Here is a 26,809-nt window from a genome sequence, read left to right as displayed (position 1 = left end):
CCGAGCACTTATGCTTCGGCCTTTTTACACTTTATTGATATTGATGAACATTTGCCTTTTGTGATTCTATTTTGCGGACAGCACCTGGTGCGGCTTTTTCAACTGCAGCTGCTGCAATTTCATACGCTTCACTGTAATCATATTCATAAAAACGTCTTTCCGCTTCTTTCAGCTGTTCAGATAAAATATGATTCTGGCTTCTGAACCGGTTTCCGAACTGAATGATTTTTTCAATGAGGATCACCTGCTCGACAAGTTCCTCTGATTCCCGGCTTGCCCTGTTGACGATATCCTCTGCTTGTTTTAAATGGGCTCCGGCTTCTTCCATATTTAATGGAAGTTCGTTTAGTTGATTGACTGTTTCTTGAATGTGATGATACGCGTTTTCTAGCATCTCTTGAATGTGACTCGGAATGCCTGGGATATTGCTTGTCTTCAGCAGTCTTGCCGTCTCAGAAATTGTTTTTTTCAGATTGCTGAGCGTCTCTCTCGCCTGAAGCTCTTCTTTTCTCAGTGCTTGCAGCTTTTCACGATATTCTGCATGCTCTTTTTTCACTTCTTCAATCTGCTTCTCTATGGAAGCAACTTCTTCTACTAAAAGTGAGTAGGCGACGTGCTCTGCATCGAGCTTATCTTTAACGGATGAGAGCAGCTTGCCAATTTCATCAAGGCGCTTTTCAAAAGCCTGCTGCTTGCCAAGCTCGCCAGCTGTCAGTCTGTAGCTTTCCTTCACCAGCTCAGTTTCCGCCTTTGTATCCTCTTTCTCTTCTATCAGCTTGTCATAAGCAATGATCAATTCAGGCATTTTGCTTAGCACAGATTGGCCGGCTTCGACTTCGCCCTCCAGCTGCTGATAAACAGATTGGATATTTTCGTCTATGAGCTGCAGGATTGCGGACGCTTCATCAATATCCAGCTCAGTCATCAAGACATGCTCCGCCCGTTTCAGTTGATTTGACAGATTTTCTAATTCCTTATCAAGCTGGATATGCTCAAGCTTATACCCTTTCTCTTTCATTTCGCGATAGCCGTCCTTGAGCTTTGCAATCTGGCCTGGCACCGTCTGTTTGCAGTCAGCTAGCAGCTTCGGCACGTCATCTATGTATGACTGAAGCCGTTCAAGATTGCGGTCCTGCTCAAGCAGCACTTTTCGTGCAGTAATATAGTTTCCGCCTTCTGTTTCTTCTTCAAATTGTTTGATTCCGCTCCAAATTTCGTCAAGATCCTTTTCAAGGCTTTCATAAAGCTCCCCGTAAAGGTGGCTGTAAGCCAGCAGGTTTTTTCGCGATTTTGAATAACGTTCCCTCACCTGTTCAATCTCTTCACGGCTCTTTTCCTCACTTGTAACGAGGTCGCTGATTTCGCGAAGAATCTTTTCAATGCTCGATTCCGCCGCAGTCAGCAGGTCGTCGATATGAACGAGCACTTGATTGGCCTTTTTAAAACGGTATTTGTCTGCATTTTCCTCGGCATCATAAAGGAGCTCTTCAACTTTCGGCATGTGGGCTGTGACAATCTCATCCCATTCTTCACGCCACTTCTCAAAGAACTCTTCTGTCTGACCCGTCATTTTCAAATGTTTAATTTTGGACATTTCTTCCACAATCGACCGGTTTAGAATTTCAATCTTCCACGATTCCAGCCGGTCAATTTCGGCGTAGATTTTTTTCCTGAAAAAGTAGCCTGCCGCAAACAGCGCAAGCAGTACAATTAATAATCCAATGACAAACTCCATAATGAGCCCCCTTGCTGTTAACCTTAATCTGTCAGGGTGTTTTATTTATTCAGAAAGATTTCAGGATATGTATTGAGAAAAACTGTCGTTTTCATTGTTATTATGATACCATGTAACCAACATTTTTTGACCAGAAATCAAAAACTTTTTGTGCAAAATCGGCAGGATTTGACTATTTTTTCATGGGGTGACGCCAATGCAAAAGCGAGACGGACATATTCACACACCATTTTGCCCTCACGGCTCAAATGACACACTCAGACAATATGCAGAAGAAGCCATAAAAAAAGGCTTTGATTCGATTACTTTTACCGAACACGCCCCATTGCCGCCCTCTTTTACTGATCCAACACCGCTGAAAGACAGCGCGATGGCACAAGCCTCTCTGGAGCGCTATATCAATGAAATTTCCGGATTAAAAAAAGAATATCGCGGACAGCTTACCATACAGACGGGGCTTGAGGTCGATTATATTGCTGAATTTGAAGACGAAATCAAATTATTTCTGGACACATACGGTCCATACTTAGATGACAGCATCTTATCCGTTCATTTTTTGCGCGCGGGTTCTTCCTATCTGTGCCTTGATTATGATGAGCATACATTTAAGGAGCTGATTTCAGCCTGCGGGAGCATTGAAGCTGTATATGAACAGTATTACCGCAGCATCTATTCTTCCATTGTAGCATCTCTCGGCTCTTATAAGCCAAAAAGAGTCGGTCATATCACACTTATTCAAAAATTCATCAAGCTGTTTCCATACAGCATGTCTGAACATATTCGCGAATTCGTTTCTCAGTGCCTGAGTGCCATTAAAGAAAACGGAATGGAGCTCGACTTCAATACTTCCGGCTTAAGAAAAATGTACGCTGGCGGCATTTATATCGAGGATTGGATGCTGAATGAAGCGAAGCAAAAGAAAATCCCGCTTGTGTTTGGGTCTGATGCCCATCAAGCGGGAGATGTCGGATACGCATATGAGACGTTTTTGGAGCGGTGCTAATTGATAAGCGCCACGTCTCCTGTCCGGAAGACGCTCCTGATCCAAATTTTGATTTCTTCAAAATACATTTTATAAAAATACGGCTCATGCGGCTGCATGTAGAGTACTTCTGAAATATATTGAGGCTGGAGATATGGCATCATTAAGAGAGATTTTAATTGGAGAATAAAATGGGGCAGCGGCAGCGTTAAATGTTCACGCTGTTTTTCTCCTTCCTCAATGATAAGCTGGAAGATATACTTTTCCTTCATTAGATATGTCGACATAATTTCCCTGATTAACGTGGAGTCAATCGTGACTTCCCGGTAGACAAAACGAGTTAATTGACGATGATTATGCTGATAGGATAAAATATCGAAAACCAATTGGAGAAGCTGTTCCTGCGTGCTTTGAGAAGAGATATTGCCTGCCGCTGTTTCAAGCGTTTTGCTGTAGCCTTCGTAAAACTCTGAAACTAAGTGTTCCATCAAACCTCCTTTACCTTTAAAATAGTAGGAGATGTGCGCAACATTTACATCAGCTGACTTGGCGATTTCACGGACAGACGTGCCAGAAAATCCTTTTTGGTTAAAGAGCATGACAGCAGATTCAATAATTTTGTCTTTGGTGCTTACTTTCATACGGCTCACTCCTTCCTCTTGATTACTATTCAAGCAGAAGGCCACTGTTCCTGTAAGAACTTATCGACAAATGCCGGCAGAAAAGCCGGAATTTTGTTTTATATTATAGTAAAAGTGAGGGTTTTCCATGTTCCATGTCGAAAAACAATCTGGAGATAAAGAAAAAGACTATCAGCTTCTGCTAAAACAGCTCGAAGCCATGACCGAAGACGAAACAGATCAAATTGCAAACTATGCAAATGCCTCAGCGCTTCTGTATCATTCTTTGCCTGAAGTCAACTGGGCGGGTTTCTATTTTGCCAAAGAAGAGGATGGGCAGCTTGTGTTAGGGCCGTTCCAAGGTCTGCCGGCATGTGTTCGGATTCCTTTCGGCAGAGGCGTTTGCGGCACAGCGTATGCAAACGGAAAAGTGGAGCGTGTTGAGGATGTAAACGCGTTTCCAGGACATATCGCCTGCGATGCAGCGTCTCAATCAGAAATTGTGCTTCCGATTCATGTAGGCGGAAAAGTTGTCGGTGTTTTGGACATCGACAGCCCAGTGAAAAACCGTTTCGACGAAATTGATGAAAAATATCTATCACAATTTGCCGAAACGCTTGAAAAAGCGTTAGCACAGTAATATAAAAGCCCAAAACTGATATTGTTTTGGGCTTTTTTTATTTTATTGATTCGTGAATCATCAAGCGGTTTTTCCCGCTTCGTTTTGCGCTGTAGAGCGCTTCATCAGCCTCATGCACAAGCTCTTTCAGAGACTTTCTTGTTTCTGCCGTCCAGCAGGAGATACCGCATGAAATGGTCACCTCGGGTTTCGTGTTTTTTCTGACCGCATAAACCAATCGCTCAGTAATCCGTTTACCCACCGCAACCGATACATTCGGCAAATAAATGGCCAGCTCTTCGCCTCCCCAGCGGGCGCCTACATCATGCTTGCGGATGTTGCATTTAATCACCGAAGCGACTTGAATTAAAATCTCGTCCCCAGTCTGATGACCGTACGTATCATTTACATTCTTAAAATTATCAATATCAACAAGAATAAAGACACCCTTTGGGTGGATTTTCATGCTATATTGAATTTTTTCATCTAAGTACACCCTTGAATACAGTTCAGTCAGCTGATCTGTTTTCACGAGATGCTCAAGGCGGTCGCGGAGCATTGAGTTGGTTACAGCCAATGTTGTGTGATGAATCAGCGCTTGAAACAGCTTGTACATTTCAAATGTAAAAGCGTACAGTTCCTGCTTCAATAAAACCGCAAAGCCTAAAAGCCTGTCATTCTCAATCATCGGAGCGGCCATCAGCGAGCCGTAGCCGGCCTTTCCAAAAACAGACTGGCCATTTCCGATGAAAACCCCTTTTTCACCTTCATACAGCTTTTCCTTCAACTCATGATAAAAATCAGGTGGCTTCTCTTCTTTAAAAAACGCTGTGCTTCCGGGGAGCAATGTTAGCTTTTCAAAATGGTCTATATGAAAAAACCCCACTTCTTCAGCCTGAAACGATTCTGCCATTCTTACAGCCAGATCATTCATCGTATCGGGCAGTGTCAGCCGCTGATTCAGGCGGCGTGTCGTTTCATTGATCAATTCCAAATTCGAGATGCTTGCTTTGGATTGTTCATAGAGCTGGGCATTTTCAAACGCTTTTCCCGCAGCGTTTGCTATCAGCGACATTTCATCAAGGTAGACGTCAGTAATAAAACTGCCGCCCGTTCCTTCAGCCATCAACACCCCGTACGTTCCCTGCTGTCCTTTAATCGGAATGTAGGCGGCAGATTCATTTTTCCGCAAAGTATCCCCAGACAAGTATACTTTGAGAGCAAAGGAATCGGATTTTTCCCCTTCCATATACAGCTCTTTTGCGGGAACACCTAAACATTGATCTTGGTCGTGCGAAATAAACAATGAAAACTCAAAAAGAGAAAACGTGCGTGTCAAGCTTTCTAAAAGCTGCTTCAGCACCTCTGTCTGATCAAGCAGTGAATGGAACAGCTCTGTCATTTTGTATATCTTTTTTTGATAGATCGTTTTGATATAGAGTCTTTCCTGTTTCATTGACTGGTTTAAAAATGAAGCAACCACGTCCGGAAGCCCTTCAGGAATCTCTCCATCCTGCCTGCATGTAAGATGAAAGCGTCTGCCGGAGCCGTCCTCAATCATATAAAATGAAGCGTTTATTTTCGAAGCGGAAAAACGTAATTCTTCATCTGCCAGGTTTGCAGCAGAGTCAGATGGTGACGGTGTAAGCGAAACACAAAGGGATGAAAAATAGGTTTGAATAGCCGAAGTCAGCCATAGTAATGAGTCGGTGAATGAGACTTTTTCAGATTTGGTTAGCAAAAAATCGAGCATATGATAATGAAAGGCGGATAATTGTTCTTTTGTTTGTTCTACCATGTTTTTATCACCTAAGAGTTTACCACTAATTTTTGTTTATTATATCATAAACGGCAAAGCAACAATGGAGGAATGGTTGACTTCAAAACAAATAAATTATATAATGACCTTTGTGTGAAATATTGCAGCCTTTTTGTTCAGCTTCTATGTTTTCATTTTGTTCCTTATCCATAAGGTGTATCGTGTAACTCTCTGCTGCTGGAGCGAGGATACATGAAAACAAAATGTACATGGTCGAATAGAGCAGACGGTTTTTATTTTCCACAAAAATAAAACCAAAGGAGGAGTCACATTATGGCTCGCTATACAGGTCCATCTTGGAAACTGTCCCGCCGTCTAGGAATCTCTCTTAGCGGTACAGGAAAAGAATTAGAAAAACGCCCTTACGCTCCAGGTCCACACGGTCCAGGACAACGTAAAAAATTATCAGAATATGGTTTGCAATTGCAAGAAAAGCAAAAGCTTCGTCACATGTACGGTGTAAACGAACGCCAATTCCGCACTTTGTTTGACAAAGCTGGCAAACTAGCTGGTAAACACGGTGAAAACTTCATGATTCTTTTAGATTCTCGTCTTGATAACGTTGTGTACAAGCTAGGTTTAGCACGTACTCGCCGTCAAGCTCGCCAATTGGTTAACCACGGTCACATTCTTGTAGACGGAAGCCGCGTTGACATCCCGTCTTACCAAGTAAAACCTGGTCAAACAATCGGTGTTCGCGAAAAATCAAGAAACCTTTCTATCATCAAAGAATCTGTTGAAGTGAACAACTTCGTTCCTGAATACCTTACTTTTGATGCTGAAAAGCTTGAAGGTACTTTCACTCGTCTTCCTGAGCGTTCTGAACTTGCTCCGGAAATTAACGAAGCGCTTATCGTTGAGTTCTACTCTCGTTAATCGTTTTAAAAACCCCTGCCGCTATGCGGTCGGGGTTTTTTTATCGTCTGTTTCGTCATTTGCCTCTTGCTGGCCAACACTATCTCGCGCCTGCTGCTCCCAATAATCCCGCTGAAGCCTTTCTTTTGCAATCGTAAACATGAGATTCACGGTGAGCGCTCCTTTCTGTTAAAAGGTGGTGATTGATCGTGTTTGCCCTATCTAATATACTCTTTTCCTGTCATTCCTATGCGCTAAACAAAAAAAGATCCTTTACCCTAGCGGCAAAGGATCTTTTTTTGTTTATTTATATGTCACAAGGAAGTATTTTTTCTTCCCGCGGCGCAGGACCGTAAATTGGCCTTCGATGCGGTCTTCATCCGATAAGATATAATTCAATTCCGTCTGGCGTTCACCGTTAATATAAACAGCTCCGTTTTGGATGTCTTCACGGGCCTGGCGTTTAGATGGAGATAATGTAGATTGCACCAATACATCTACAAGTGAAAGCTCTTGGCTGCTGTCAGCTTCCATAGATGGAACATCTTTAAAGCCGACTTTAACGTCTTGGGCGGAAAGCTCTTTAATATTGCCGCTGAACAACGCTTGGGAGATGTTGATAGCTTGCTCCAGCGCATCACGTCCATGAACGAGCGCTGTCACTTCTTCTGCCAGGCGTTTTTGCGCTTCACGCTTTTCAGGCGCCGTTTCTGTTTTTTCAGCGTATGCTTCAATTTCTTCTTTTGATAGGAACGTAAAGTATTTTAAGTATTTGACAACGTCACGGTCATCTGTGTTGATCCAGAATTGATAGAATTCATACGGCGATGTTTTTTCCTTATCAAGCCAGATAGCGCCGCCTTCCGTTTTTCCGAACTTCGTGCCGTCTGCTTTTGTGACAAGCGGAATGGTAAGGCCAAACGCTTTTGCTCCTTCTTCTTCTGATTTTCTGATCAGTTCAAGACCCGCTGTGATGTTTCCCCACTGATCGCTTCCGCCGATTTGCAGCTTACAGTTTTTATCTCTGTACAGATTTAAAAAATCATAAGATTGAAGAATCATGTAGCTGAATTCCGTGTATGAAATGCCGGATTCAATTCTTGAGCTGACCGTGTCTTTTGCCAGCATGTAATTGATGCCGAAGTTTTTACCGACATCACGAAGGAAGTCGATCACATTCATTTTGCCGATCCAGTCAAAGTTGTTCGCAATGACAGCAGGATTTTCTGCTGCATCGAAATCTAAAAATCTGGACAGCTGGTTTTTAATTTTTTGGGACCATTCGGATACGATGTCAGCAGTGTTTAATGTACGCTCCGCTTTTTTTCCGCTCGGATCGCCAATGAGGCCCGTCGCGCCGCCCACAAGCGCAATTGGATGATGCCCCGCAAGCTGGAAACGGCGAAGTGTTAAAATAGGCAGCAGGTGTCCGATATGCAAGCTGTCTGCTGTCGGGTCAAAGCCTGAGTACAGGCGGATTTTTTCTTCATTCAGCTGTTTATTTAATCCTTCTTCATCCGTCATTTGCTGAATCAATCCGCGGAAGGATAAGTCTTCAAGTAAGTTTGTCATAAGATAAAGCTCCTTTTTTAATTAAAATAAAAAACGCCCCTTCGTTTACACGAAGGGACGATTGATTATCGCGGTACCACCCTACTAATAAGAGAATGCAAAACATTCGTCTTATCACTTTGCCTGATAACGGATCAGGTCCGTTCTTTCACTACTGAAAGCCTGGCCGGCTTTGTTTGCAAAAGCGGTTCATGAGTGTATTCGATATATCCGTCTGTGCTGATTTTCACCGGCCATCAGCTCTCTGGAACGTAAGGATATTCTACTTGTCTCAATCTTTACCTTTTCATATGAAGCTATATCATTTTTAACATAAATAAAATCCCGTGTCAACGTCGCCTTTTAATCCTCCATCGTTGACAGATCTCCAGCCGGCAGATTGAGCTCCCACGCCTTCAGCACACGTCTCATGATCTTTCCGCTCCGGGTTTTTGGAAGCTTATCTTTAAATTCAATTTCACGCGGTGCCGCATGGGCTGCAAGACCCTGCTTCACAAATAGACGGATCTCTTCTTTCAGTTTATCAGACGGCTCAAATCCTTCTCGGAGTGCGATAAAGGCTTTAATGATTTCTCCCCGTACCGGATCAGGCTTTCCGATTACGCCTGCTTCTGCAATGGCCGGGTGCTCGACAAGTTTGCTTTCCACTTCAAATGGGCCGACGCGCTCACCGGACGTCATAATGACGTCATCGACTCTGCCCTGGAACCAAAAATATCCCTCATCATCCATGTAAGCAGAATCCCCAGAGACATACCAGCCACCCGGCATGAAATACGATTCATACTTTTCAGGGTTATTCCAAATGGTATGCATCATGGAAGGCCAGCCCTTTTTAATGGCGAGATTGCCCATTCTGTACGGCGGAAGCTCGTTGCCCTGATTGTCAACGATTGCTGCCTCCACACCGGGAATCGGCTTACCCATTGAGCCCGGTTTAATATCCATGCAAGGATAGTTGCAGATGAGCTGACTGCCCGTTTCTGTCATCCACCATGTATCATGGATTCGTTTGTTAAAGACTTTATGCCCCCATCTGATGACTTCTGGATTTAACGGTTCACCGACACTGAGCACATGCCGGAGTGAGGTTAGATCATATTTCGCAGCCATCTCATCTCCCGCTCCCATCAGCATTCGAAACGCGGTCGGCGCGCTGTACCAGACATTGACGCCAAGCTTTTCAATCGTTCCATACCAGCTTTCCGGGCTGAAACGGCCGCCGACGATGACATTTGTCGCTCCGTTCAGCCACGGTGCAAAAATGCCGTATACCGTACCTGTCACCCAGCCCGGGTCAGCTGTGCACCAGTAAATGTCTTCTTCCTTTAAATCAAGAACCCACTTCCCTGTCTGATATTGCTGAATCATCGCTTCATGGACATGAAGCACACCCTTTGGCGTTCCAGTAGAACCAGATGTATAGTGAAGCAGATAGCCGTCTTTTTTGTCCATCCATTCGATATCCAGTCTTGTGCTTTCCTGCTCAGCTGCTTCATCATAACTGATGATGTTTGTGCCGCTCTCAGCCTCTCCGCCGACTACGAATATATGCTGTAAATGAGGCAGTTTGTCAGCCGGTATTCTCTCCAGCAGCTCAGGCGTTGTGACAATAACCTTCGCTTCGCTATTTTCAAGCCGGTCCTTCACCGCCCCCTCCATAAATGCTTCGAACAGCGGCCCAGCGATGGCGCCAATTTTGATGGCGCCAAGCATAATAAAATAAAGCTCGGGTGATCTCGGCATAAAAATAAAAACGCGGTCCCCTTTTTCCACATTTCCATACCGTCTCAGCACATTCCCGGCTCTGTTTGATTCTTCCTTCATTTCTTTAAAAGTGTATTTTTCATCCCGATTTGCGTCTTTATAATAAAGCGCTACTTTGTTTTTTCGAAACGATTCGGCATGGCGGTCAATCGCTTCATACGCCGCATTCAGTTTCCCTGTCTCATGCCAGGAGAAATGTTTCTCTGCCTCGGCCCAATCAAAATGCCGGTACGTTTCTTCATAATTTTTTAAATGATGATCCCCTTCCACTGCTGGTAACGCTTTCAAATTCATGCCCAAACATCCCCCTTTGCTGAAGTTGTCACATTTATTATAGTATATATTCATATTCTTCTCAATTTTTAAAATATAAACCATGTTGAAAACGCTTTATAATTTGTTATTCTTAAAGAAGGCATGTATTTTTATAAGAATTGATGGGACGGTGGATCAGTGGAACATCATAAAACATACCATTCAGCAAACATCAAAACAGCAACCGGCTCCTTACTGATAGAAGGGCCTGTCTCTCCAGAGGATTTGGCAGGTTACGAGTTTCATAACGATTTAACCGCATTTCGCCCGCCCCGTGAGCAGCATGAAGCGCTAGTCGACATTGCCGGCCTTCCCGAAGGGCGCATTATCATTGCCAGAGACGGCCGAACGATTATCGGCTATGTGACGTATTTATATCCTGACCCGCTCGAAAGATGGTCTGAAGGAAATATGGAGGATTTGCTTGAGCTCGGGGCCATTGAGGTGGCGCCAGCCTATCGGGGATGTTCTGTCGGAAAGACGCTTCTAACCGTCAGCATGATGGATGAGCAAATGGAAAACTATATCGTAATGACGACGGAATATTACTGGCATTGGGATTTAAAAGGGATGAAAAAAGATGTGTGGGAATACAGAAAGCTCATGGAGAAGATGATGAATGCAGGCGGATTGGTCTGGTTTGCGACGGATGAGCCTGAGATCAGCTCCCACCCTGCAAACTGCCTGATGGCACGCATCGGAAAAAACGTCAGCCAAGAATCAATTGAACAATTTGACAGGCTCCGTTTTTATCATCGTTTTATGTATTAACTGACACTGACAAAGGGGAAAAAATAATGATTGTTGAACAAATCATGAAAAGGGATGTCATTACATTAACGAAGACGGATACGCTTGAAACAGCAATATGCAAACTGAAGGAATTCCATATCAGGCATCTGCCTGTCGTAGATGAAGACTGCCATGTGATTGGCATGATTACAGACAGAGACATGAAACAGGCCAGCCCGAGTATTTTTGAAGAAAGCAAACGAAGCCGATTTCTCACACGAAGCGTAGATTCTATTATGAAAAAAGATGTCGTCTGCGCCCACCCGCTTGATTTTGTCGAAGAAATATCTGCTGTTTTCTACGAGCATGGCATCGGATGCCTTCCAGTGGTGCAGCATCAAAAATTAATAGGCATTTTGACGAAAACGGATTTATTGCGGACATTTGTCAAATTGACAGGCGCTGACCAGCCGGGATCGCAAATTGAAATAAAAGTAAACGATATCACCAAAAGCCTCACGGAAATCAGCAGCCTTTGCCAAGACCTCCAAGTAAAAATATTAAGCGTGCTTGTCTATCCGCATGACGATCACGGTGTAAAAGTGCTTGTCTTCCGTGTAAAAACGATGAATCCGCTGCCGTTTTTGCAGGAATTACAAAGAAATGGACACCACGTCGTCTGGCCGTCAGAGCAAAGGGATCTGCTATGAGAGACAGTGTATTTATCTATTCTCCATCGTATCAAACCTATATGTTTCATCAGGAACATCCCTTTAATCAGCAGCGGGTTCTGTTAACATACGATTTGCTCAAGACGATCAATGCCTTTGATGATGGAGACATTGTCAGACCCAGACTCGCGGAAGAAGAAGAGCTTGCTCTTGTCCATACGGATGATTACATCCAGGCGGTCAAGCTTGCGGGCGCCGGAAAGCTTCCCGCTGAAGAAGGAGAAAGCTACGGGCTCGGTACAGAAGATACACCCGTCTTTGCCGGCATGCACGAAGCGGCATCACTCTTAGTCGGCGGCACCTTAACGGCCGCAGACTGGGTGATGTCAGGACAAGCCCTGCATGCTGCTAACCTTGGAGGAGGCCTACATCACGGCTTTCGAGGGAGAGCTTCAGGGTTTTGCATATACAACGACAGCGCTGTGACGATTCAATATATCCAGAAAAAATACAGAGCAAGAGTGCTCTATATTGATACGGACGCCCACCATGGAGACGGTGTGCAATTTACATTTTACGATAACCCTGACGTATGCACGCTGTCCATTCATGAGACAGGAAGGTATTTATTCCCCGGAACCGGCCAGATCCAGGAAAAAGGCAGTGGAAAAGGATATGGCTATTCCTTTAATATCCCGCTTGACGCTTTTACAGAGGATGATTCTTTTCTAGAGGCTTACCAGACAGCAGCTTCCGAAGTCGCTGCTTATTTCCAGCCGGATGTCATTATCAGCCAAAACGGTGCCGATGCCCATTACTATGACCCGCTGACACATTTATCAGCAACAATCAACATATACGAAGAAATCCCCCGGCTTGCACACACTTTAGCGCACCAATATTGCGGAGGAAGATGGATTGCAGTGGGAGGCGGCGGCTATGATATTTGGCGTGTCGTGCCCCGTGCCTGGGCCAGAATATGGCTTGAAATGAAGGGAATTGATCCAGGAAACGATATCCCGCCGGAATGGATCGCTAAATGGCAAAAACAATGCCCCGTCACCCTTCCGTCCAGCTGGAGAGATCCAGCCGATTTATATCCTCCGATTCCCCGCAAGCCAGAAATTACAGAGAAAAATGCGCAAACCGTCAGCAAAGCATTATATGCGATACGATCCGAGCAGCAGCAGAAAACAAAATAAAAACGACCTTTACGAAGAGGTCGTTTTATTTTTTGATGACGATTTCCACACGCCGGTTTTCCTTCATATGTTCGTTTGTCTTGTTATCCTTTACAGGCTTTGTATCCGCATAACCGACAGCGATAAAGCGCTTCGAGGGAAGTTTTTCCTTTGATGTGAAATATTGAATAACACCGCTTGCCCGTGCTGCTGACAGCTCCCAGTTAGACGGGTATCGGTATGTCGAGATGTTTCGGCTGTCTGTATGGCCCTCCACCTGAATGTCATTTGGAATTGTTTGAAGAAGAAAGGCAATTTGGTGAAGAAGTGTTTCAGCATTTTTCAGTACCTTTGCCTCACCTGAATCAAACAGCACAGCCTCCTGCAGAACGAGCACGACACCGCGTTCATCCCGTTTGGCTGTCATTTGGGCCTTCAAATGATTGTCTTTTATATATGTATTTACTTTCTTGAGAAGCTGATCCTGCTGATCCTCTTGCTTCTTCGCCTCAGCCGGCGAGGCAGCCTTTTTTTCTATGGACGTTTGGTCCGGCTGGAGCCCGCCGCCTTCCTTTTGGATCGAATCGACTGCCGCTTTAAATTTTTGCAGATCGATTTGGGACATGGAAAAAAGTAAAATAAAGAACACAAGGATCAAGGTGATCAAATCTGAAAAGGTGACCATCCAGTTGGATGATGATTGGCTGTTTTTCCCGCTTCGATTCCTTCTGTCAAAACGTTCTCTTCTAAGCTTCATGTACAGATCCCTTTTTTGTTTTTACTTGATTTGGCTGCTTCCGCCATTCTTCCCGGGAGCTGAAAACGACGAGCTGGCTTTCGAGATTACGAGGATTTTTTCCGGATTGGATTCCGATAATGCCTTCCACCATTACCTGCTTGATGAAGATTTCACTTTCTGTTTTTTCTTCGAGCTTAGCAGCAATCGGGTTGAAGACCATGTTTGCCAGCAATGAACCGTATAAGGTCGTCAGAAGCGCAACGGCCATATTCGGTCCAAGCATATGCGGATCATTTAAGTTTTTGAGCATCAGCACGAGCCCGACGAGTGTTCCGATCATTCCCCATGCCGGAGCAAATTCTCCCGCTTTTTCAAAAACACGCCGTCCTTTGCGGTGCCGTTCCTCCATTGCTGCGATTTCTGAATCCATGACAAGCCGAATCGTTTCTTCATCCCAGCCGTCAATTGCTAAAAGCAGCCCTTTTTTCAAGAATGGATCTTTGATTTCCCGAGCCTGATCATCCAATGATAAAAGCCCGTGTTTACGCGCGTGATCGGAAAGAGAGACAAAGGTTTTCACAAGATCTTTCACATTGTCTTCCTGGCGGATAAATGCCTGCTTTAATACAAAGGGCGCTTTTTTCAGCTCTCTCGGCGGAAAACTGATAAAAACAGCGGCGCAAAGTCCCCCTGTTACGATAAAGAAAGAGGTCAGATCAAGAAAAGAGCGGAAACCGCTTACTCCCGACCCCGAAATAATTCCGATAACAATAATAATTGTTCCTAACACAAAACCAACAGGTGTAAGATAATCAAAACGTTTCATCATTTCTCCCCATGAAAAAAGCAAGAATTCACCTTAGAGGTGAAGCTTGCTCTCTTGTTTTTCTTATGACTTGGTTGACTTTCTTAGTTCTATACGGTGCGGCAGTTCGACGATATGCTCTTCAACCGGCTCTTTATTCATGAGCTTCGTCAGCAGTCTCATCGCAACGGCGCCAATATCATATGTCGGCTGAACAACTGTTGAAAGCTGCGGACGAACCATGAGGCTTAATCTCGTATTATCAAAGCCGATAATCTCAAGATCCTCAGGAATGGATAAGCCTTGATCCTGAGCCGCATGGATAATGCCAAGAGCCATTTCATCAGTTGCAGAAAGAATGGCTGTCGGTTTTTTGTCCAGGCTCATCAAATGCTGCAGCGCTTCAAGTCCGGAATCATATGTGTAATCCCCTTCAGCGACAAATTGTTCATTAAACGGAAGATTCGCTTCTTCAAGCGCGCGTTTGTAGCCTTGCAGTTTTTTCGAGCGGTTGATCGGTTCTGTCATTGGTCCGGAAACGAATGCGATATCTGTATGTCCTTTATCAACCAAAAGCTTCACTGCATCATAAATCGCCTGTTCGTAATCGATTGCGACTGACGGTGTTTCCTCCTGCTCTTCTACAGAAGCGGCAAGTACAATCGGCACTGGTGAACGCTTAAATTCCGCAACATGCTCGTCTGTAATGTTTCCGCCCATAAACACGATGCCATCCACTTGTTTGCCGAGCATTGTGTTTAACAGGTGAAGCTCTTTCTCCATGTTTTGGTCAGAGTTGCTTAAAATAATATTGTATTTATACATTGTCGCGATATCTTCAATTCCGCGCGCAAGCTCTGAATAGAAAATGCTTGAGATATCGGGAATGATGACACCTACAGTTGTTGTTTTTTTGCTCGCCAAGCCTCTTGCCACCGCGTTTGGACGGTAGCCGAGACGGTCAATAGCTTCCAAGACTTTTTTCCGCGTTGTCGGTTTTACATTCGGGTTGCCGTTCACGACACGGGAAACAGTTGCCATGCTTACATTAGCTTCTCTCGCTACATCGTAGATCGTAATATTGCTCATCCTAAAACCACTCCTTTTACTGGATACACTTATCCTTATCTATAGCATAAACACTTTATGTAGAGAAATGTCATAATGTCCGAATTTATGTCGTTTATGATTTGTAAGCGTAAGTCAGTAGTGTACATTATTTTTCATTATTCATCAAATTTATATACTTCTCATGAAATTATACACGTTTTTATAGATGATGAAAACGTATACTTGGATTTTATAACTAATTAAACGAGAAAGCATAAAAAAAAGCCGCAGACGCGGCCTTTTGTATTGTTCAATTAAGCGTTGACTTTAACCATAGGTTTCAGTTCATTCAGCCATTTTTCGAATTCAGGAATCGCCATTTGCTGAGCAGAGTCAGAAAGTGCGACTGACGGATCAGGGTGAACCTCAGCCATTACGCCGTCTGCACCGATTGCTAAAGCGGCTTTAGCTGTCGGAAGCAAGAGGTCGCGGCGGCCGGTTGAATGCGTAACATCAACAAAGACAGGCAAATGCGTTTCTTGTTTCAAAATCGGTACAGCAGAAATATCCAGTGTGTTTCTCGTTGCTGTTTCGTATGTTCTGATACCGCGCTCACAAAGGATAATTTGGTCGTTTCCTTGTGACATAATGTATTCAGCGGCATTGATGAATTCAGAGATCGTTGCAGCAAGTCCGCGCTTCAGAAGCACTGGCTTTTTCACTGCGCCGGCCGCTTTCAGCAACTCGAAGTTTTGCATGTTGCGCGCTCCGATTTGAATGACATCAATGTAGTCCAGCGCTTCTTCGATATGAGCCGGAGTTACGATTTCACTGATCACTGCCAGATCAAATTCGTCCGCTACACGTTTTAAGATTTGAAGGCCTTCAACACCAAGCCCTTGGAAATCATATGGGCTCGTACGAGGCTTAAAGGCTCCTCCGCGCAGAATTTTAATTCCTTGTTTTTTCGCAGCTGCAGCCACTTCAGCCACCTGCTCGTAGCTCTCTACTGCACATGGGCCGACAATGAATCTTTGCTGGCCGTCTCCGATTTTTTCACCTTTGATATCTACAATTGTATCTTCAGGTTTTTTCTTACGGGAGACAAGCAGCGCTTTGCTGTGATCTTCTTCCTGAAGCTCTAAACCGGCTTTGAATATCTCTTTAAAAATGTGCTGGATGGTAGAATTTTCGAACGGCCCGTCATTGTTTTCAATGATATTGTTTAACATTGTGCGTTCTCTGACAGGATCAAATCGGTTGACACCCTGTGCTTCCTTCGCTTTACCGATCTCTTTTACAACATTTCCGCGTTCGTTGATTAATTTTAAAATTTGTAGGTTTAATTCGTCTGCTTTCTGCCTTAAAAGCTCCAATTCTGTGTTGCTCATTATTTTCATCCTTTCCCTGCACATTCATTTTTTTATTTTGTAGTTATCATGCATCTTACTATAAGTAATTCCAAATGGAAATACTGAAATACAAAAAATTTTATAAAAACGCTACTTTATTACCCAAACGCTTTTAAGTGATAAAGTAATCTATGAAGCTATCCTACATGATGTGAGGGCAATGTTCAAGGGTTTTTTCAAAAAAAAAGCGCCAGAAAGTATCTGGACGCTTTTTTCTATGATAAATGCTGCTCAATGGCCGCTTCTGTAATTTGTGAATGTGAGGTATGCCATTTCACTTCACCGTTTTGGATGACGAAAACCTGAGGGCTTTCGTGCTTTATGCTGTATGTTTCTGCGATGAAATTTGACAGCGGCCGTGCTTCTTGTACTTGCAGATAGTAAGCCGGCACATCCTCATGCTGATTTGCAAAGGCATTAAACTCATGAAATGCTGCCTGGCTGATCGGGCATGTAGTACTGTGTTTAAAGAAGACGAAAGTGCCTTCCTGTTCTGCAATGCGTTTAAATTCTTCCTCAGATTGAATAAGTTGTTTTGCCATGATTCAAGATCTTCCTTCCCGGCTCAGCGGTTGATATGCTCAGCCTGCTTTTGTGCATCTTTCAGTTCGTCTTTTACATCTTCTTTCGCTTGAAGGACTTGATCTTTTGTTTCGTCTGCCGCCTGCATCGCTTCTTCTCTCATCTCTTGCATATCAGTTGATGAATCTGTTTTAGCAGATTTGGAACGGTCTCTTAAATCCTTCACCTTGTTCATGATCTGCCCTGACTGATCCGCTACAAGCTGTGTAATGTTGGATGTTTTGTCTTTTGCAATGCTGACATATTGCGTGCCTTTTTCCTTCGCATCTGCTGTCATTTTGTCAGTTTTGTCCCGTAAAGCAACAGCTTGGCTGCCGAGATCGTCGCGAAGTTCTTTGCCTGATTTAGGCGCTAGGAAAAGAGCGGTAGTGGCACCGATGATTCCCCCGATTAAAGTTCCGATTAAAAAATCTTTACTATTAATTCCATCTTTACTCATCATTATTCCTCCTCATAGTGTTTTTTTCTCTTACAGGGTTGATTTTTTCTTTTGCTTCCATTTCTCCCACATTTCCATTGCTGCTTGGCCCCATGTGACAACTTGATTGATCTTGTCTTGATTTTCTCTTACTGATGCCGATACAGACCCTGCCGCCTGTTTCATGGATGTATTGAACTGCTGTACAGAAGTTCCCACCCCTTGAACAGCATGAACGACCGTGTTCAGCTTTTCTGATTTTTCCTGAATATCTTCAGCCAGGCGGTTGGTCTTATGTAAAAGCTCGGCTGTTTCAGTTGTAATGCCTTTCATTTGTCCCTCCAGCCCCTCGAGAGTGGATGCGACGTGTTTTAGTGTCAGCTGCAGTGACTTCAATGTTTTAGACAAGTAGATCACTAATACCAGAAATGCGACTGCGATCAGTGCAACGCTTAAATAAAGAATAATAATCATCTCAAACCTCCTTGCTGCAGGATATACTGCTGTTTACCCGTTTTCTTCAATCATAAACATGTGTACTGGGCTGTATACATATTATTCTCCACTATGTAGGAAAATCCTTTAACAAGCTTTTCCATCAGATAAATAAAAAGCAGTGAGATCACTGCTTTTTTATTATGCCATAACGTTTTCGTAGGCTCTCATATATTTTTGGATATCTCCTGCTCCCATAAAGATGAGAACGGCTTTTTCATGAGCTTTTAAAACAGATGTATCATCTTCTTCAATCAGCTTAGCGTTATGAATTTTTCCTTGCAGGTCGCCGATTGTCAGCTTTCCTGCATTCTCCCGGGCTGAGCCGAAAATATCGCATAAATACACACAGTCAGCCCCGCTCAGGCTTTCTGCGAATTCGTCAAGGAATTGCTGCGTCCGCGTAAATGTATGAGGCTGAAATACCGCGACGATTTCACGATCAGGGTATTTCTGTCTTGCCGCCTCAATCGTCACTTTTATTTCTGTCGGGTGATGAGCGTAATCATCTATCAGCACTTGATCCCCGAGCTGCTTCTCATTGAATCTGCGTTTGACGCCGCCGAATGATTTGAGGGCATGCTTAATGATGCTGGAATCAATTTCTTCATAATGGCATAACGCGATGACCGCCAATGAGTTTAATACATTGTGGTGGCCGTACGCAGGAATATAAAACGTATCATAGAATGTATTGCGGACAAATACATCGAAAGTTGTCCCTTCCGTGCTTTTTACGATGTTTCTGGCTTGAAAATCATTTTCTTCCCCCGTGCCGTAATACACAACCGGGACGTTCGCATGGATTTTCGGCAGGTGCTCATCGTCTCCGCAGGCAATAATCCCTTTGTTGACTTGAAGAGCCATCTCTTGGAATGCATCAAACACATCGTCAATGCTTGAGAAGTAATCAGGATGGTCAAAATCAATATTCGTCATAATCGCGTAGTCTGGCTGATAGCTTAAGAAATGGCGGCGGTATTCGCACGCTTCAAACACAAAGTATTCACTGTTTTCATTTCCCTGGCCTGTTCCGTCCCCGATTAAGAAAGACGTCGGTTTTGCGTTTTGGATCACGTGAGCCAGCAGACCCGTAGTCGACGTTTTGCCGTGTGCGCCCGTAACAGCAACACTAGTGAATTTTTTCATGTAGTCGCCTAAAAACTTATGATAACGTATCACCGGAATTCCGTCAGACACGGCTTTTTCAATTTCAGGATGCGTGTCTGGGAATGCGTTTCCGGCGATGACTGTCATGCCGGGTTTGATATTATCCGCGCTAAATGGAAGAATCGTAATATTTCTTTTTTCAAGCGCTGTTTGCGTAAAAATAAATTTTTCGATATCCGATCCTTGGACAGTATATCCATTATCATGAAGTATTTGGGCAAGCGGACTCATACCGGTCCCTTTTATTCCAACAAAATGATAAACAGTCATAATTGTACCTCCAACAAACGTCTATCTGTTCCCCAGTATATGACGCTCATTTCAATTTGCGACCGCGGCGGCTGAAAAGCCGCACTTAGCGGCGTATTTTATATGTTTTGTTATGTTCAGTATCCGGTTATTTCTTTCCGTTTAAACCTAGATATCAAGATTAATCTATGCACATCTGCTGTAAAGCGGCATAGCTGTTAAATGCTCTAAACACTATCATACCATGTTTAGTGTGAAAATGAACCTATATTATTCTTTTATTAAATCACTTGCTGTGATCAGCACCTCACGAGGCTTGCTTCCTTTTGCCTCAGAGATCATGCCTTCCGCTTCCATCATATCGATCAGCCTTGCCGCGCGATTGTACCCGATTCTGAACCTTCTTTGCAGACTTGAAGTACTCGCGCTGTTTTGCTCAACAACAAACTCACACGCTTCGTAAAACAGTTCATCCTCTTCTTTCAGCGCTGACCCCTGTCTTACAAGCTCTTCTTGTTCAAATAAATAGGTTGGCGGCATTTGTTTTCTGACGTGGGAAACAACGCGGTCGATTTCGCGGTCCGACACAAAGTTACCTTGCAGGCGGACAGGTTTTCCCGAGCCGTTTTCCAAAAAGAGCATATCCCCTTTTCCAAGAAGCTTTTCTGCACCGGCGATGTCAATGATCGTGCGGGAATCAACCTGGCTTGAGACAGAAAATGCGATTCTCGTCGGGATATTCGCCTTAATTAGACCGGTAATGACATCGACCGACGGCCGCTGAGTTGCGACAAGCAGATGAATTCCGCACGCTCTGGCTTTTTGGGCGATCCGGGCAATGCTCTCTTCTACATCATTTGGAGCCACCATCATCAAATCAGCAAGCTCATCAATAACCACAACTAAATACGGCAGCTTTTCGCCCGTGTGGTGATCAGCGGTTAATTGATTAAAGCGGTCAATGTCGCGGACACCTGAATGGGCAAACAGCTCATAGCGCCGCTCCATTTCCTCAACAACCCATTTTAAAGCAGCCGTTGCCGCTTTAGCGTCAGTAATGACCGGGCTGACAAGATGAGGAATTTTGTTGTAAGGGGCCAGCTCTACCATTTTCGGATCAATCAGCAGCACCTTTACCTCACTCGGATCGGCTTTATAAAGCAGGCTGACTAATATTGTATTGATGCAAACGCTTTTTCCCGAGCCCGTAGCGCCGGCAATCAATCCATGCGGCATTTTCTTTAAGTCGATAACGACAGGGTTTCCTGAGATATCCAATCCCAGCGCAGCCGTGAGCGGTGACTTGCTTGTCCTGAAAGCTGAGCTGCGAATCATCTGGCGCAAATCAACCACCTTGCTCGAGCGGTTCGGCACTTCAATTCCGATTGTGTTTTTCCCAGGAATCGGCGCTTCAATCCGAATATCTCTTGCAGACAGGCTGAGTTTAATATCATCAGATAAATTGGTGATTTTATTCACCTTTACGCCTGGTTCAGGATGCACTTCAAATCTTGTAACAGACGGACCCTGGGTCACATGGACCACATTGGCGCGGACATTGAAATTTTTCAGGGTCAAATCAAGAAGCTGACGCTGTTCTTCGATCCACGCAGTATCGTCCTGAACTTGCGCTGGCGGGACATCAAGCAGTGAGACATTCGGAAACACATAGCTGCCGCGGCGCTCCTCTGCTTTTTGCTGCTTATGCGTATCTCTTTTCAGCATCATGACATTAAAAGGAACGGACGGCCCTTTTTGAGGAGATGCGCTTCGTTCAGCCCGTTTCTCCTGCATGACAGGTCTTTTTTGCGGCTCCTCTATAGCTGGTTGTGTTCCGTTCGCACGAATTCCCTGCGGATTTTCAGGGGCTGCAGCAAACGGTCCGGAATCCCGCTCCAAGCCGTCATTCTCAACCGATTCTGTATGGCTGTCTGGCTGAACATCTATCTTCGCGTCCTCAGTTTCTCCCGGGATGTCGTACTGATTATTTATTATGCTGTCTGATGGCTCTTCTGATTCTTTGGCATCAGTTTCTGCTTGAGTCATAGCCTCAGATGATGAATACTCATGATCTGTAAATAAAGAAGGCTCTTTCTGTTGAATTTCCATTTGCTCTTCTTGAACAGATAGGGTCTCAGAAGCTTCTGCCGAGATTTCGTGATAATTGTTTACAGAGCTGTCTGACGGCTCTTCTGCTACTTCGGCCTCAGATACTGGATCTGTCAGAGATTCAGATACTGTTTGCTCTTCATTTTGTTCACCGCGGAACACAGGCTCTTCTACTTCCTCTGACTGTTGTTCCTTTTGTTCTTCTAGAGTCTCATCCGTTGCAGGCATGATGTCTTCACGGCTTACTTCACTGCCTGTAAGGCCTTCTTGTGTCTCAGCCACCATATCTGCCAGTGTCTCAGGCGCTGTTTGCTCTTCATTTTGTCCTGCCGAGAAGAAAGGCGTCTCTTTTTCCGCCTCAATGCTAGCAGATGGCACTCTCTTGTTTGACCGCTCTTCGGCTGGGCGCTGCGCCAGCGCTTCTTCATGCCCTTCAGCCGTTCCGTTTAAGATGCCAGAAGGCTGTTCTTCGAATTGACTATCCGCTTCTTTTTTGGACTGCTCCGGTCTGTCTGGCGCAAGATAGCCGCGTTCACGTTCGATCTCTTCTGACAGCAGAGTGACTTTCTCTTTTACAGATTTGTCCGGTGCCTTCAAGGTTTCAGAAGGCTGTTTCGGCACATCCTTTTTGACGGATGGTTTTTGATTGAAACCATATATAGGCGAAGGGATATTTGTCGGTTTAAACGGTTTCTTCGCCGGCTCTGATGTTTGATATGTATGCTGCTCTTTTTCACCTTTGGAACGTTCCCTGTATGGTGCAGCGCTTGGACGAGGCGCGGGTTTCGGTTCGTCCGATGGTGCACCGCGGCGCCTTCTTAAGTCTTGATTTTTGTATCCGTCAGGCACGATCGGAAAACGGAACTTGCCTTTTGGATATTCATAATATATTTTAGGATCTTCCAACCTTTTTAATTGTCCTTCAGGATGATGATGTACTTCTTGTTGCTGCGGCATTTGAGCGGGTTTTGTCTCCCGTTCAGCCTTCTCTTCGCTCTCGCCTAAAAACAAATCAAAAAATTTATGAAGCCAACTCATAATTTATCTCTAACTCCCTTATAGTTTTCTGGGACGGTTTTTAGTATACCATTGCTGGTCGGCCCAGAAAAGATTAAGCTTTCAGCAAAATAAAGCCGCTAAACAAGGGCTTAGCGGCTTTTCACATGATTCGTTTTTTTGGGCGGATTTATGGGAGTCTAAAACTGAAATGCATCTCCCGCTTCATGGTCTCCTTCTAACACCAGAATTCCTTTTTCAGCAGGGGCATCCGGCAAAGAGAGCTCTTTTGCTGAGCAGATCATTCCGCTTGACGGAACGCCGCGAAGCTCGGCATCCTTAATAACAAGTCCGCTCGGCATCACAGCGCCTACTTTGGCAACAACAACTTTTTGGCCTTGGTCAACGTTAGGCGCACCGCAGACGATCTGAAGCGTTTCTTCTCCTACATTGACTTTACATACGCTTAATTTATCCGCATTCGGATGTTTTTCTTTTGATACCACATATCCCACAACAAACTTCGGAGATAAATCAACGACTAATGTTTCTTCAACGCCGTTTCTGTTTAGAATCTCATTCACATCTTGCACGAATGTTTCTGAGAGCGCAACAGGGCCGTTTTCATCAATGGTCAAGTAAGAAGATGCATTGAAAATGTTGAAGCCCGTGGTTTCCTTTGTTTCGTTATTGAACATTTTGGCGACGTCGCCATGTTTTTCATAGCCTATTTGTTCGCGTGTCACGTCTTTAAGAGAGATCAGAAGCGTGTCTCCTACACCTTCTTTATTATAAAAAGCGTTCATAAGTAAAAATCCTTTCTAATCCTTTTTCGGACGGCTTTTCGCCAGGATGAACACCGGTTCCAGCTTTCCTTCATTGTACAAAAATGAAAGGGCGGTAATCGGAACGGTGCCGCCTGCAAAGAAGCTCATCGACATTTGTCCTAGAATATCATACCCCGATTCATTCCGGATGTCAGCAAGAATCAGCACGTCCTGATGAGGAACAGAGATCGCCAGCTCACCTTCTGCACGTTGCTTGTATTCATTTAAAATCGCTTCGTTCAGAATCCGGCTGGCGTCGTAACCGTCGTTTGCTCTGAAGAAATAAAAGTAATTGCCGGCAACCGTATCCTCTTTGACAACCGTCGGCAGGGAACGGAGATTAAATGCAGCCGTCTCTCTGATCCGCTCTTTTGTCCAGTTTTCCTTCTCGAGCATGCGCTGATCAATTAAACGATAGGTTTTCCCTAGATCTAGCGCGTAATAAATTCTTGTCTCTGCAGTATGATCATCATAAATGAGCGGAATATCTTCGCTGGACTTGTCCGGGAAAGAAGTTGAGCGGATAACCGGATAAATGCGGCTTTCTTTTCCGGTCATTTCCTGAGCCTTCCCTTCCATTGCCGTCATTGCTTCGGAGACATAGTACACAATCTCATCAATGGCTTCGTCTTTTTTCAGTTCCCATTTTGCAATAATTGGCGGCAGGTCGAGCGTAATTCCTTTTTTGGTCGTTTGATCCTCAACACGGAGGGTGTCTTTTTCTCTGTCAAACAGAAAGGAGCGATTCTCGTGCTGAAGGCGCTGTTTCAGTATATCTGACAGCTTCCTTGAGGTCATTTTCAAACCGATGTCCTCCTTTACGCTTTAGCGAGAGAGTCTGTTAAAAACTTTTCAATTTCTTCTTTCGTTTTGCGGTCTTTGCTCACAAAACGATTTACTTCTTTTCCTTCATTAAAAACCACAAAGCTTGGGATGCCGTAAATTTCCCACTCTGCACACGTATCAATGAATTTGTCGCGGTCTACGTAGTAGTAAGTGAATTCAGGGAAGTTCGCTTCCAGTTCAGGCAGAAAAGGCTCTACAAAACGGCAATCCGGGCACCAATCTGCTGAAAACATAAATACCGCCCAATCATCCTTTACCGCTTTTTCCAGCTCTTGTGTTGATTCAATTTTTTTCATTTCATATCCCTCCAGTTGTTTATGTTCTTACATGTTGGTTTATCGATACTCGTCCATTTGGATCATACCAAACTGCTTGCGGCAAAACCACTTATATGCAACGAATGAAATATGTAAGATTGGCTTTCCCATTATCATTATCATATTTCATTTGCATTATCAAGCTCGTTTCGTTTAACATCTTGTACATGAGGGTAAAATTTACAGATGGACATACATAAGGAGGGATTCAGTATGGAGTTTATCGTCTATTTAGCAGGAGAAATCCACAGCAATTGGCGCGAGGAAATCAAAGAGAAAACAAAATCACTGAAGCTGCCGATTACGTTTGTCGGGCCGATGGAGAATCATGACCGATCAGACAATATCGGAGAAGAAGTTATGGGCGTTCAGCCAAACGCCGTTTTGAAGGATGACAAAGCCTCTGACATGAACAACTTCAGAACCGCCGTCTTGATGAATAAAGCAGACTTTGTGATCGCCCTGTTTGGCGAAAAATACAAACAGTGGAACACGGCAATGGATGCATCATATGCAATCGCAAAAGGAAAACCCCTGATTATCATCCGGCCGGAATCGCTCCACCATCCTTTAAAAGAGCTTTCCAACAAAGCAAATATAACGGTTGAAACCGTGAATCAAGCCATTAAGGCCCTTTCCTATGTATTTGAAACAGAATAAGAAAAAAGCTTGTCGATCCGGGCTTACTGCCCCGTTCAACAAGCTTTCATGTAATCCTACATATTTTCTTTAATTGCATCCACCGTCTGCTTATCGCAGGCTGTTACAAGTTTGATGAGCATTTCTTTAGCAGCAGCATAATCATCAATATGAATGATAGAAGCGTTCGTATGAATGTAGCGGGAACAAATTCCGATAACTGCTGAAGGAACACCGCTGTTCGAAATATGAACTCTCCCTGCATCTGTTCCCCCGCCTGATACAAAATATTGATATGGAATATCATGTGATTCCGCCATATCAAGAACAAATTCTCTCATTCCGCGGTGCATGACTGTCGTTCTGTCAAGAATCCGGAGCAAAAAGCCTTTTCCAAGCTGGCCAAATTCATTTTTGTCACCGCTCATATCGTTTGCCGGACTTGCGTCAAGCGCAAAAAACAAGTCTGGTTTAATCATATGGGAAGCCGTCTGCGCGCCTCTCAGCCCCACTTCTTCCTGAACCGTAGCACCCGCATAAAGCGTGTTCGGAAGTTCTTTTCCGTGCAATTCTTTCAGAAGTTCAATGCTCAAGCCGCATCCATACCGGTTATCCCACGCTTTTGATAAAATTTTCTTTTCATTTGCCATCGTCGTAAATGGACAGACAGGAACAATCTGCTGCCCCGGTTTTATGCCAATTTTGATAGCGTCTTCCTTATCATCCGCTCCTATATCGATCATCATGTTTTTGATATCCATCGGGCGATTTCGCTGAGCATCTGTCAGCAGATGCGGCGGTATGCTTGAAATCACACCTGGAATCGGCCCGTTATCAGTTTGAATTTCAACTCGCTGTGCAAGCAGCACCTGGCTCCACCAGCCCCCGAGTGTCTGGAATCTGAGCAGCCCGTTGTCTGTAATGGATGTGACCATGAAGCCGACTTCATCCATATGCCCGGCTACCATGATTCTCGGTGCGCCCTCTTCGCCTTTTCTGACTCCGAAAACACTTCCCAGTCTGTCCTGAACGATGTCATCGGCATATTTAGCAAGCTCCTGCTTCATAAAAGCACGAACCTGATGCTCATTGCCCGGCGCGCCGGGAAGCTGCGTCAGTGTTTGGAAAAGCGCTTTCGTTTCTTGATTCATGTTTTCCCCTCATTTCTATGTAGTCCTTTTATTTTATTAGAAAAAATCAAGTTTTCCAAGCACCCTGACCGAATCTGCTCAATCAGCCGCGTATTGCTTAACAGGATTTGGCGGTTTCTGTATAATGAAAAGTACG

General features: G+C 44.3%; 25 protein-coding genes, 2 pseudogenes and 1 other annotated feature. Of the genes and pseudogenes, 7 read left to right on the top strand and 20 right to left on the bottom strand.

The window, feature by feature from the left end; all coding sequences use genetic code 11:
• Positions 1 to 31: 31 nt before the first annotated feature.
• On the bottom strand, positions 32 to 1,735 hold the full coding sequence (gene ezrA / locus AC4CV5_RS11165) for a septation ring formation regulator EzrA (RefSeq protein ID WP_490922766.1): 1,704 nt from the start codon (positions 1,733 to 1,735) through the stop codon (positions 32 to 34).
• A gap of 196 nt (positions 1,736 to 1,931) precedes the next feature.
• On the opposite strand from ezrA, the gene hisJ reads away from it, so the two are divergent.
• A complete protein-coding gene (gene hisJ, locus AC4CV5_RS11160) occupies positions 1,932 to 2,738 on the top strand; it encodes a histidinol-phosphatase HisJ (RefSeq protein ID WP_222143340.1) in 807 nt (268 codons plus the stop codon).
• Here hisJ and refZ read toward each other — a convergent pair.
• Entirely contained in the window at positions 2,735 to 3,358 is a 624-nt protein-coding gene (gene refZ / locus AC4CV5_RS11155; protein ID WP_003223478.1) for a transcriptional regulator RefZ, read from the bottom strand. The two genes, hisJ and refZ, sit on opposite strands and share 4 nt — an antisense overlap.
• Positions 3,359 to 3,485: 127 nt before the next feature.
• Here refZ and AC4CV5_RS11150 point away from each other — a divergent pair, with 127 nt between their 5' ends.
• A complete protein-coding gene (locus AC4CV5_RS11150; RefSeq protein WP_014114784.1) occupies positions 3,486 to 3,977 on the top strand; it encodes a GAF domain-containing protein in 492 nt (163 codons plus the stop codon).
• Between the two features lie 37 nt (positions 3,978 to 4,014).
• Here AC4CV5_RS11150 and AC4CV5_RS11145 read toward each other — a convergent pair whose 3' ends face one another.
• A complete protein-coding gene (locus tag AC4CV5_RS11145; RefSeq protein ID WP_373923798.1) occupies positions 4,015 to 5,754 on the bottom strand; it encodes a diguanylate cyclase domain-containing protein in 1,740 nt (579 codons plus the stop codon).
• A 294-nt stretch (positions 5,755 to 6,048) separates the two neighbouring features.
• On the opposite strand from AC4CV5_RS11145, the gene rpsD reads away from it, so the two are divergent.
• Positions 6,049 to 6,651 (top strand): 30S ribosomal protein S4, encoded by a 603-nt coding sequence (rpsD, locus tag AC4CV5_RS11140; protein ID WP_003223474.1) that lies wholly within the window; start codon positions 6,049 to 6,051, stop codon positions 6,649 to 6,651.
• Between the two features lie 21 nt (positions 6,652 to 6,672).
• On the opposite strand, the gene sr7p is transcribed toward rpsD, so the two are convergent.
• From sr7p to acsA, 3 genes are all read right to left on the bottom strand, one after another.
• Positions 6,673 to 6,801 (bottom strand): small protein SR7P, encoded by a 129-nt coding sequence (gene sr7p, locus AC4CV5_RS11135; RefSeq protein ID WP_261311406.1) that lies wholly within the window; start codon positions 6,799 to 6,801, stop codon positions 6,673 to 6,675.
• A gap of 132 nt (positions 6,802 to 6,933) precedes the next feature.
• Positions 6,934 to 8,202 carry a tyrosine--tRNA ligase gene (tyrS, locus tag AC4CV5_RS11130; RefSeq protein ID WP_248602100.1) on the bottom strand — a complete coding sequence of 423 codons (1,269 nt, stop codon included), beginning with the start codon at positions 8,200 to 8,202 and terminating at the stop codon, positions 6,934 to 6,936.
• Between the two features lie 50 nt (positions 8,203 to 8,252).
• Positions 8,253 to 8,490, bottom strand: a binding site (T-box leader).
• A 54-nt stretch (positions 8,491 to 8,544) separates the two neighbouring features.
• Positions 8,545 to 10,263 (bottom strand): acetate--CoA ligase, encoded by a 1,719-nt coding sequence (acsA, locus tag AC4CV5_RS11125; protein ID WP_166849599.1) that lies wholly within the window; start codon positions 10,261 to 10,263, stop codon positions 8,545 to 8,547.
• A 159-nt stretch (positions 10,264 to 10,422) separates the two neighbouring features.
• On the opposite strand from acsA, the gene acuA reads away from it, so the two are divergent.
• From acuA to AC4CV5_RS11110, 3 genes are read left to right on the top strand one after another with little or no spacing between them, the layout of a single operon-like run.
• Entirely contained in the window at positions 10,423 to 11,055 is a 633-nt protein-coding gene (acuA, locus tag AC4CV5_RS11120) for an acetoin utilization protein acetyltransferase AcuA (protein WP_064816660.1), read from the top strand.
• Positions 11,056 to 11,081: 26 nt separating this feature from the next.
• On the top strand, positions 11,082 to 11,726 hold the full coding sequence (locus AC4CV5_RS11115) for an acetoin utilization AcuB family protein (protein ID WP_490922763.1): 645 nt from the start codon (positions 11,082 to 11,084) through the stop codon (positions 11,724 to 11,726).
• Entirely contained in the window at positions 11,723 to 12,889 is a 1,167-nt protein-coding gene (locus AC4CV5_RS11110) for an acetoin utilization protein AcuC (protein WP_166849593.1), read from the top strand. The genes AC4CV5_RS11115 and AC4CV5_RS11110 overlap by 4 nt, the downstream gene beginning before the upstream one ends.
• A 9-nt stretch (positions 12,890 to 12,898) precedes the next feature.
• Here the strand turns inward: AC4CV5_RS11110 and motS are convergent.
• The 13 genes and pseudogenes from motS to AC4CV5_RS11045 all read right to left on the bottom strand — a co-directional run bounded on the left by motS (position 12,899) and on the right by AC4CV5_RS11045 (position 25,019).
• Positions 12,899 to 13,625: pseudogene (gene motS / locus AC4CV5_RS11105) on the bottom strand (flagellar motor protein MotS).
• The gene (motP, locus tag AC4CV5_RS11100; RefSeq protein WP_222143424.1) at positions 13,615 to 14,433 is read right to left on the bottom strand and encodes a flagellar motor protein MotP; all 819 of its coding nucleotides are present in this window, start codon (positions 14,431 to 14,433) and stop codon (positions 13,615 to 13,617) included. The pseudogene motS and the gene motP overlap by 11 nt, the downstream one beginning before the upstream one ends.
• Positions 14,434 to 14,496: 63 nt before the next feature.
• Positions 14,497 to 15,501, bottom strand: a complete 1,005-nt coding sequence (gene ccpA / locus AC4CV5_RS11095; protein ID WP_075747104.1) for a catabolite control protein A — start codon at positions 15,499 to 15,501, stop codon at positions 14,497 to 14,499.
• Positions 15,502 to 15,776: 275 nt separating this feature from the next.
• Entirely contained in the window at positions 15,777 to 16,853 is a 1,077-nt protein-coding gene (locus AC4CV5_RS11090; protein WP_003223454.1) for a bifunctional 3-deoxy-7-phosphoheptulonate synthase/chorismate mutase, read from the bottom strand.
• Between the two features lie 236 nt (positions 16,854 to 17,089).
• A complete protein-coding gene (gene ytxJ / locus AC4CV5_RS11085; protein ID WP_166849585.1) occupies positions 17,090 to 17,416 on the bottom strand; it encodes a bacillithiol system redox-active protein YtxJ in 327 nt (108 codons plus the stop codon).
• A gap of 23 nt (positions 17,417 to 17,439) precedes the next feature.
• Positions 17,440 to 17,895 carry a YtxH domain-containing protein gene (locus tag AC4CV5_RS11080; protein WP_166854612.1) on the bottom strand — a complete coding sequence of 152 codons (456 nt, stop codon included), beginning with the start codon at positions 17,893 to 17,895 and terminating at the stop codon, positions 17,440 to 17,442.
• 30 nt (positions 17,896 to 17,925) lie between these two features.
• The gene (locus AC4CV5_RS11075; RefSeq protein WP_166849582.1) at positions 17,926 to 18,348 is read right to left on the bottom strand and encodes a DUF948 domain-containing protein; all 423 of its coding nucleotides are present in this window, start codon (positions 18,346 to 18,348) and stop codon (positions 17,926 to 17,928) included.
• Between the two features lie 162 nt (positions 18,349 to 18,510).
• The gene (gene murC / locus AC4CV5_RS11070) at positions 18,511 to 19,809 is read right to left on the bottom strand and encodes a UDP-N-acetylmuramate--L-alanine ligase (RefSeq protein WP_166849579.1); all 1,299 of its coding nucleotides are present in this window, start codon (positions 19,807 to 19,809) and stop codon (positions 18,511 to 18,513) included.
• A gap of 249 nt (positions 19,810 to 20,058) precedes the next feature.
• On the bottom strand, positions 20,059 to 22,935 hold the full coding sequence (locus AC4CV5_RS11065; protein WP_490922761.1) for a DNA translocase FtsK: 2,877 nt from the start codon (positions 22,933 to 22,935) through the stop codon (positions 20,059 to 20,061).
• Positions 22,936 to 23,093: 158 nt separating this feature from the next.
• On the bottom strand, positions 23,094 to 23,699 hold the full coding sequence (gene ytpR / locus AC4CV5_RS11060; protein ID WP_490922760.1) for a YtpR family tRNA-binding protein: 606 nt from the start codon (positions 23,697 to 23,699) through the stop codon (positions 23,094 to 23,096).
• Between the two features lie 15 nt (positions 23,700 to 23,714).
• Complete coding sequence (locus tag AC4CV5_RS11055) at positions 23,715 to 24,524, bottom strand: DUF1444 domain-containing protein (RefSeq protein ID WP_166849553.1); 810 nt, start codon at positions 24,522 to 24,524, stop codon at positions 23,715 to 23,717.
• Between the two features lie 14 nt (positions 24,525 to 24,538).
• Positions 24,539 to 24,862: a thioredoxin family protein gene (locus AC4CV5_RS11050; protein ID WP_166849549.1), complete on the bottom strand. Its 324-nt coding sequence runs from the start codon at positions 24,860 to 24,862 to the stop codon at positions 24,539 to 24,541.
• 39 nt (positions 24,863 to 24,901) lie between these two features.
• A pseudogene (locus AC4CV5_RS11045) lies at positions 24,902 to 25,019 on the bottom strand (hypothetical protein).
• Positions 25,020 to 25,096: 77 nt separating this feature from the next.
• Here AC4CV5_RS11045 and AC4CV5_RS11040 point away from each other — a divergent pair.
• Positions 25,097 to 25,543 carry a YtoQ family protein gene (locus AC4CV5_RS11040; protein ID WP_166849546.1) on the top strand — a complete coding sequence of 149 codons (447 nt, stop codon included), beginning with the start codon at positions 25,097 to 25,099 and terminating at the stop codon, positions 25,541 to 25,543.
• Positions 25,544 to 25,599: 56 nt separating this feature from the next.
• On the opposite strand, the gene AC4CV5_RS11035 is transcribed toward AC4CV5_RS11040, so the two are convergent.
• Positions 25,600 to 26,673, bottom strand: a complete 1,074-nt coding sequence (locus AC4CV5_RS11035) for a M42 family metallopeptidase (RefSeq protein ID WP_166849543.1) — start codon at positions 26,671 to 26,673, stop codon at positions 25,600 to 25,602.
• Positions 26,674 to 26,809: the final 136 nt, after the last annotated feature.

The organism is Bacillus sp. NS1 (genome assembly GCF_058248265.1).
The sequence above is the reverse complement of the archived record's forward strand: the minus strand, read 5'-3'. Positions and strand labels throughout refer to the sequence as shown.

Excerpts from the sequence above, each read along its gene's own strand:
- ezrA (WP_490922766.1), bottom strand. The coding sequence starts at position 1,735 with ATGGAGTTTGTCATTGGATTATTAATTGTACTGCTTGCGCTGTTTGCG.
- hisJ (WP_222143340.1), top strand. The coding sequence starts at position 1,932 with ATGCAAAAGCGAGACGGACATATTCACACACCATTTTGCCCTCACGGC.
- refZ (WP_003223478.1), bottom strand. The coding sequence starts at position 3,358 with ATGAAAGTAAGCACCAAAGACAAAATTATTGAATCTGCTGTCATGCTC.
- AC4CV5_RS11150 (WP_014114784.1), top strand. The coding sequence starts at position 3,486 with ATGTTCCATGTCGAAAAACAATCTGGAGATAAAGAAAAAGACTATCAG.
- AC4CV5_RS11145 (WP_373923798.1), bottom strand. The coding sequence starts at position 5,754 with ATGGTAGAACAAACAAAAGAACAATTATCCGCCTTTCATTATCATATG.
- rpsD (WP_003223474.1), top strand. The coding sequence starts at position 6,049 with ATGGCTCGCTATACAGGTCCATCTTGGAAACTGTCCCGCCGTCTAGGA.
- tyrS (WP_248602100.1), bottom strand. The coding sequence starts at position 8,202 with ATGACAAACTTACTTGAAGACTTATCCTTCCGCGGATTGATTCAGCAA.
- acsA (WP_166849599.1), bottom strand. The coding sequence starts at position 10,263 with ATGAATTTGAAAGCGTTACCAGCAGTGGAAGGGGATCATCATTTAAAA.
- AC4CV5_RS11115 (WP_490922763.1), top strand. The coding sequence starts at position 11,082 with ATGATTGTTGAACAAATCATGAAAAGGGATGTCATTACATTAACGAAG.
- AC4CV5_RS11110 (WP_166849593.1), top strand. The coding sequence starts at position 11,723 with ATGAGAGACAGTGTATTTATCTATTCTCCATCGTATCAAACCTATATG.
- motP (WP_222143424.1), bottom strand. The coding sequence starts at position 14,433 with ATGAAACGTTTTGATTATCTTACACCTGTTGGTTTTGTGTTAGGAACA.
- ccpA (WP_075747104.1), bottom strand. The coding sequence starts at position 15,501 with ATGAGCAATATTACGATCTACGATGTAGCGAGAGAAGCTAATGTAAGC.
- AC4CV5_RS11090 (WP_003223454.1), bottom strand. The coding sequence starts at position 16,853 with ATGAGCAACACAGAATTGGAGCTTTTAAGGCAGAAAGCAGACGAATTA.
- ytxJ (WP_166849585.1), bottom strand. The coding sequence starts at position 17,416 with ATGGCAAAACAACTTATTCAATCTGAGGAAGAATTTAAACGCATTGCA.
- AC4CV5_RS11080 (WP_166854612.1), bottom strand. The coding sequence starts at position 17,895 with ATGAGTAAAGATGGAATTAATAGTAAAGATTTTTTAATCGGAACTTTA.
- AC4CV5_RS11075 (WP_166849582.1), bottom strand. The coding sequence starts at position 18,348 with ATGATTATTATTCTTTATTTAAGCGTTGCACTGATCGCAGTCGCATTT.
- murC (WP_166849579.1), bottom strand. The coding sequence starts at position 19,809 with ATGACTGTTTATCATTTTGTTGGAATAAAAGGGACCGGTATGAGTCCG.
- AC4CV5_RS11065 (WP_490922761.1), bottom strand. The coding sequence starts at position 22,935 with ATGAGTTGGCTTCATAAATTTTTTGATTTGTTTTTAGGCGAGAGCGAA.
- ytpR (WP_490922760.1), bottom strand. The coding sequence starts at position 23,699 with ATGAACGCTTTTTATAATAAAGAAGGTGTAGGAGACACGCTTCTGATC.
- AC4CV5_RS11050 (WP_166849549.1), bottom strand. The coding sequence starts at position 24,862 with ATGAAAAAAATTGAATCAACACAAGAGCTGGAAAAAGCGGTAAAGGAT.
- AC4CV5_RS11040 (WP_166849546.1), top strand. The coding sequence starts at position 25,097 with ATGGAGTTTATCGTCTATTTAGCAGGAGAAATCCACAGCAATTGGCGC.
- AC4CV5_RS11035 (WP_166849543.1), bottom strand. The coding sequence starts at position 26,673 with ATGAATCAAGAAACGAAAGCGCTTTTCCAAACACTGACGCAGCTTCCC.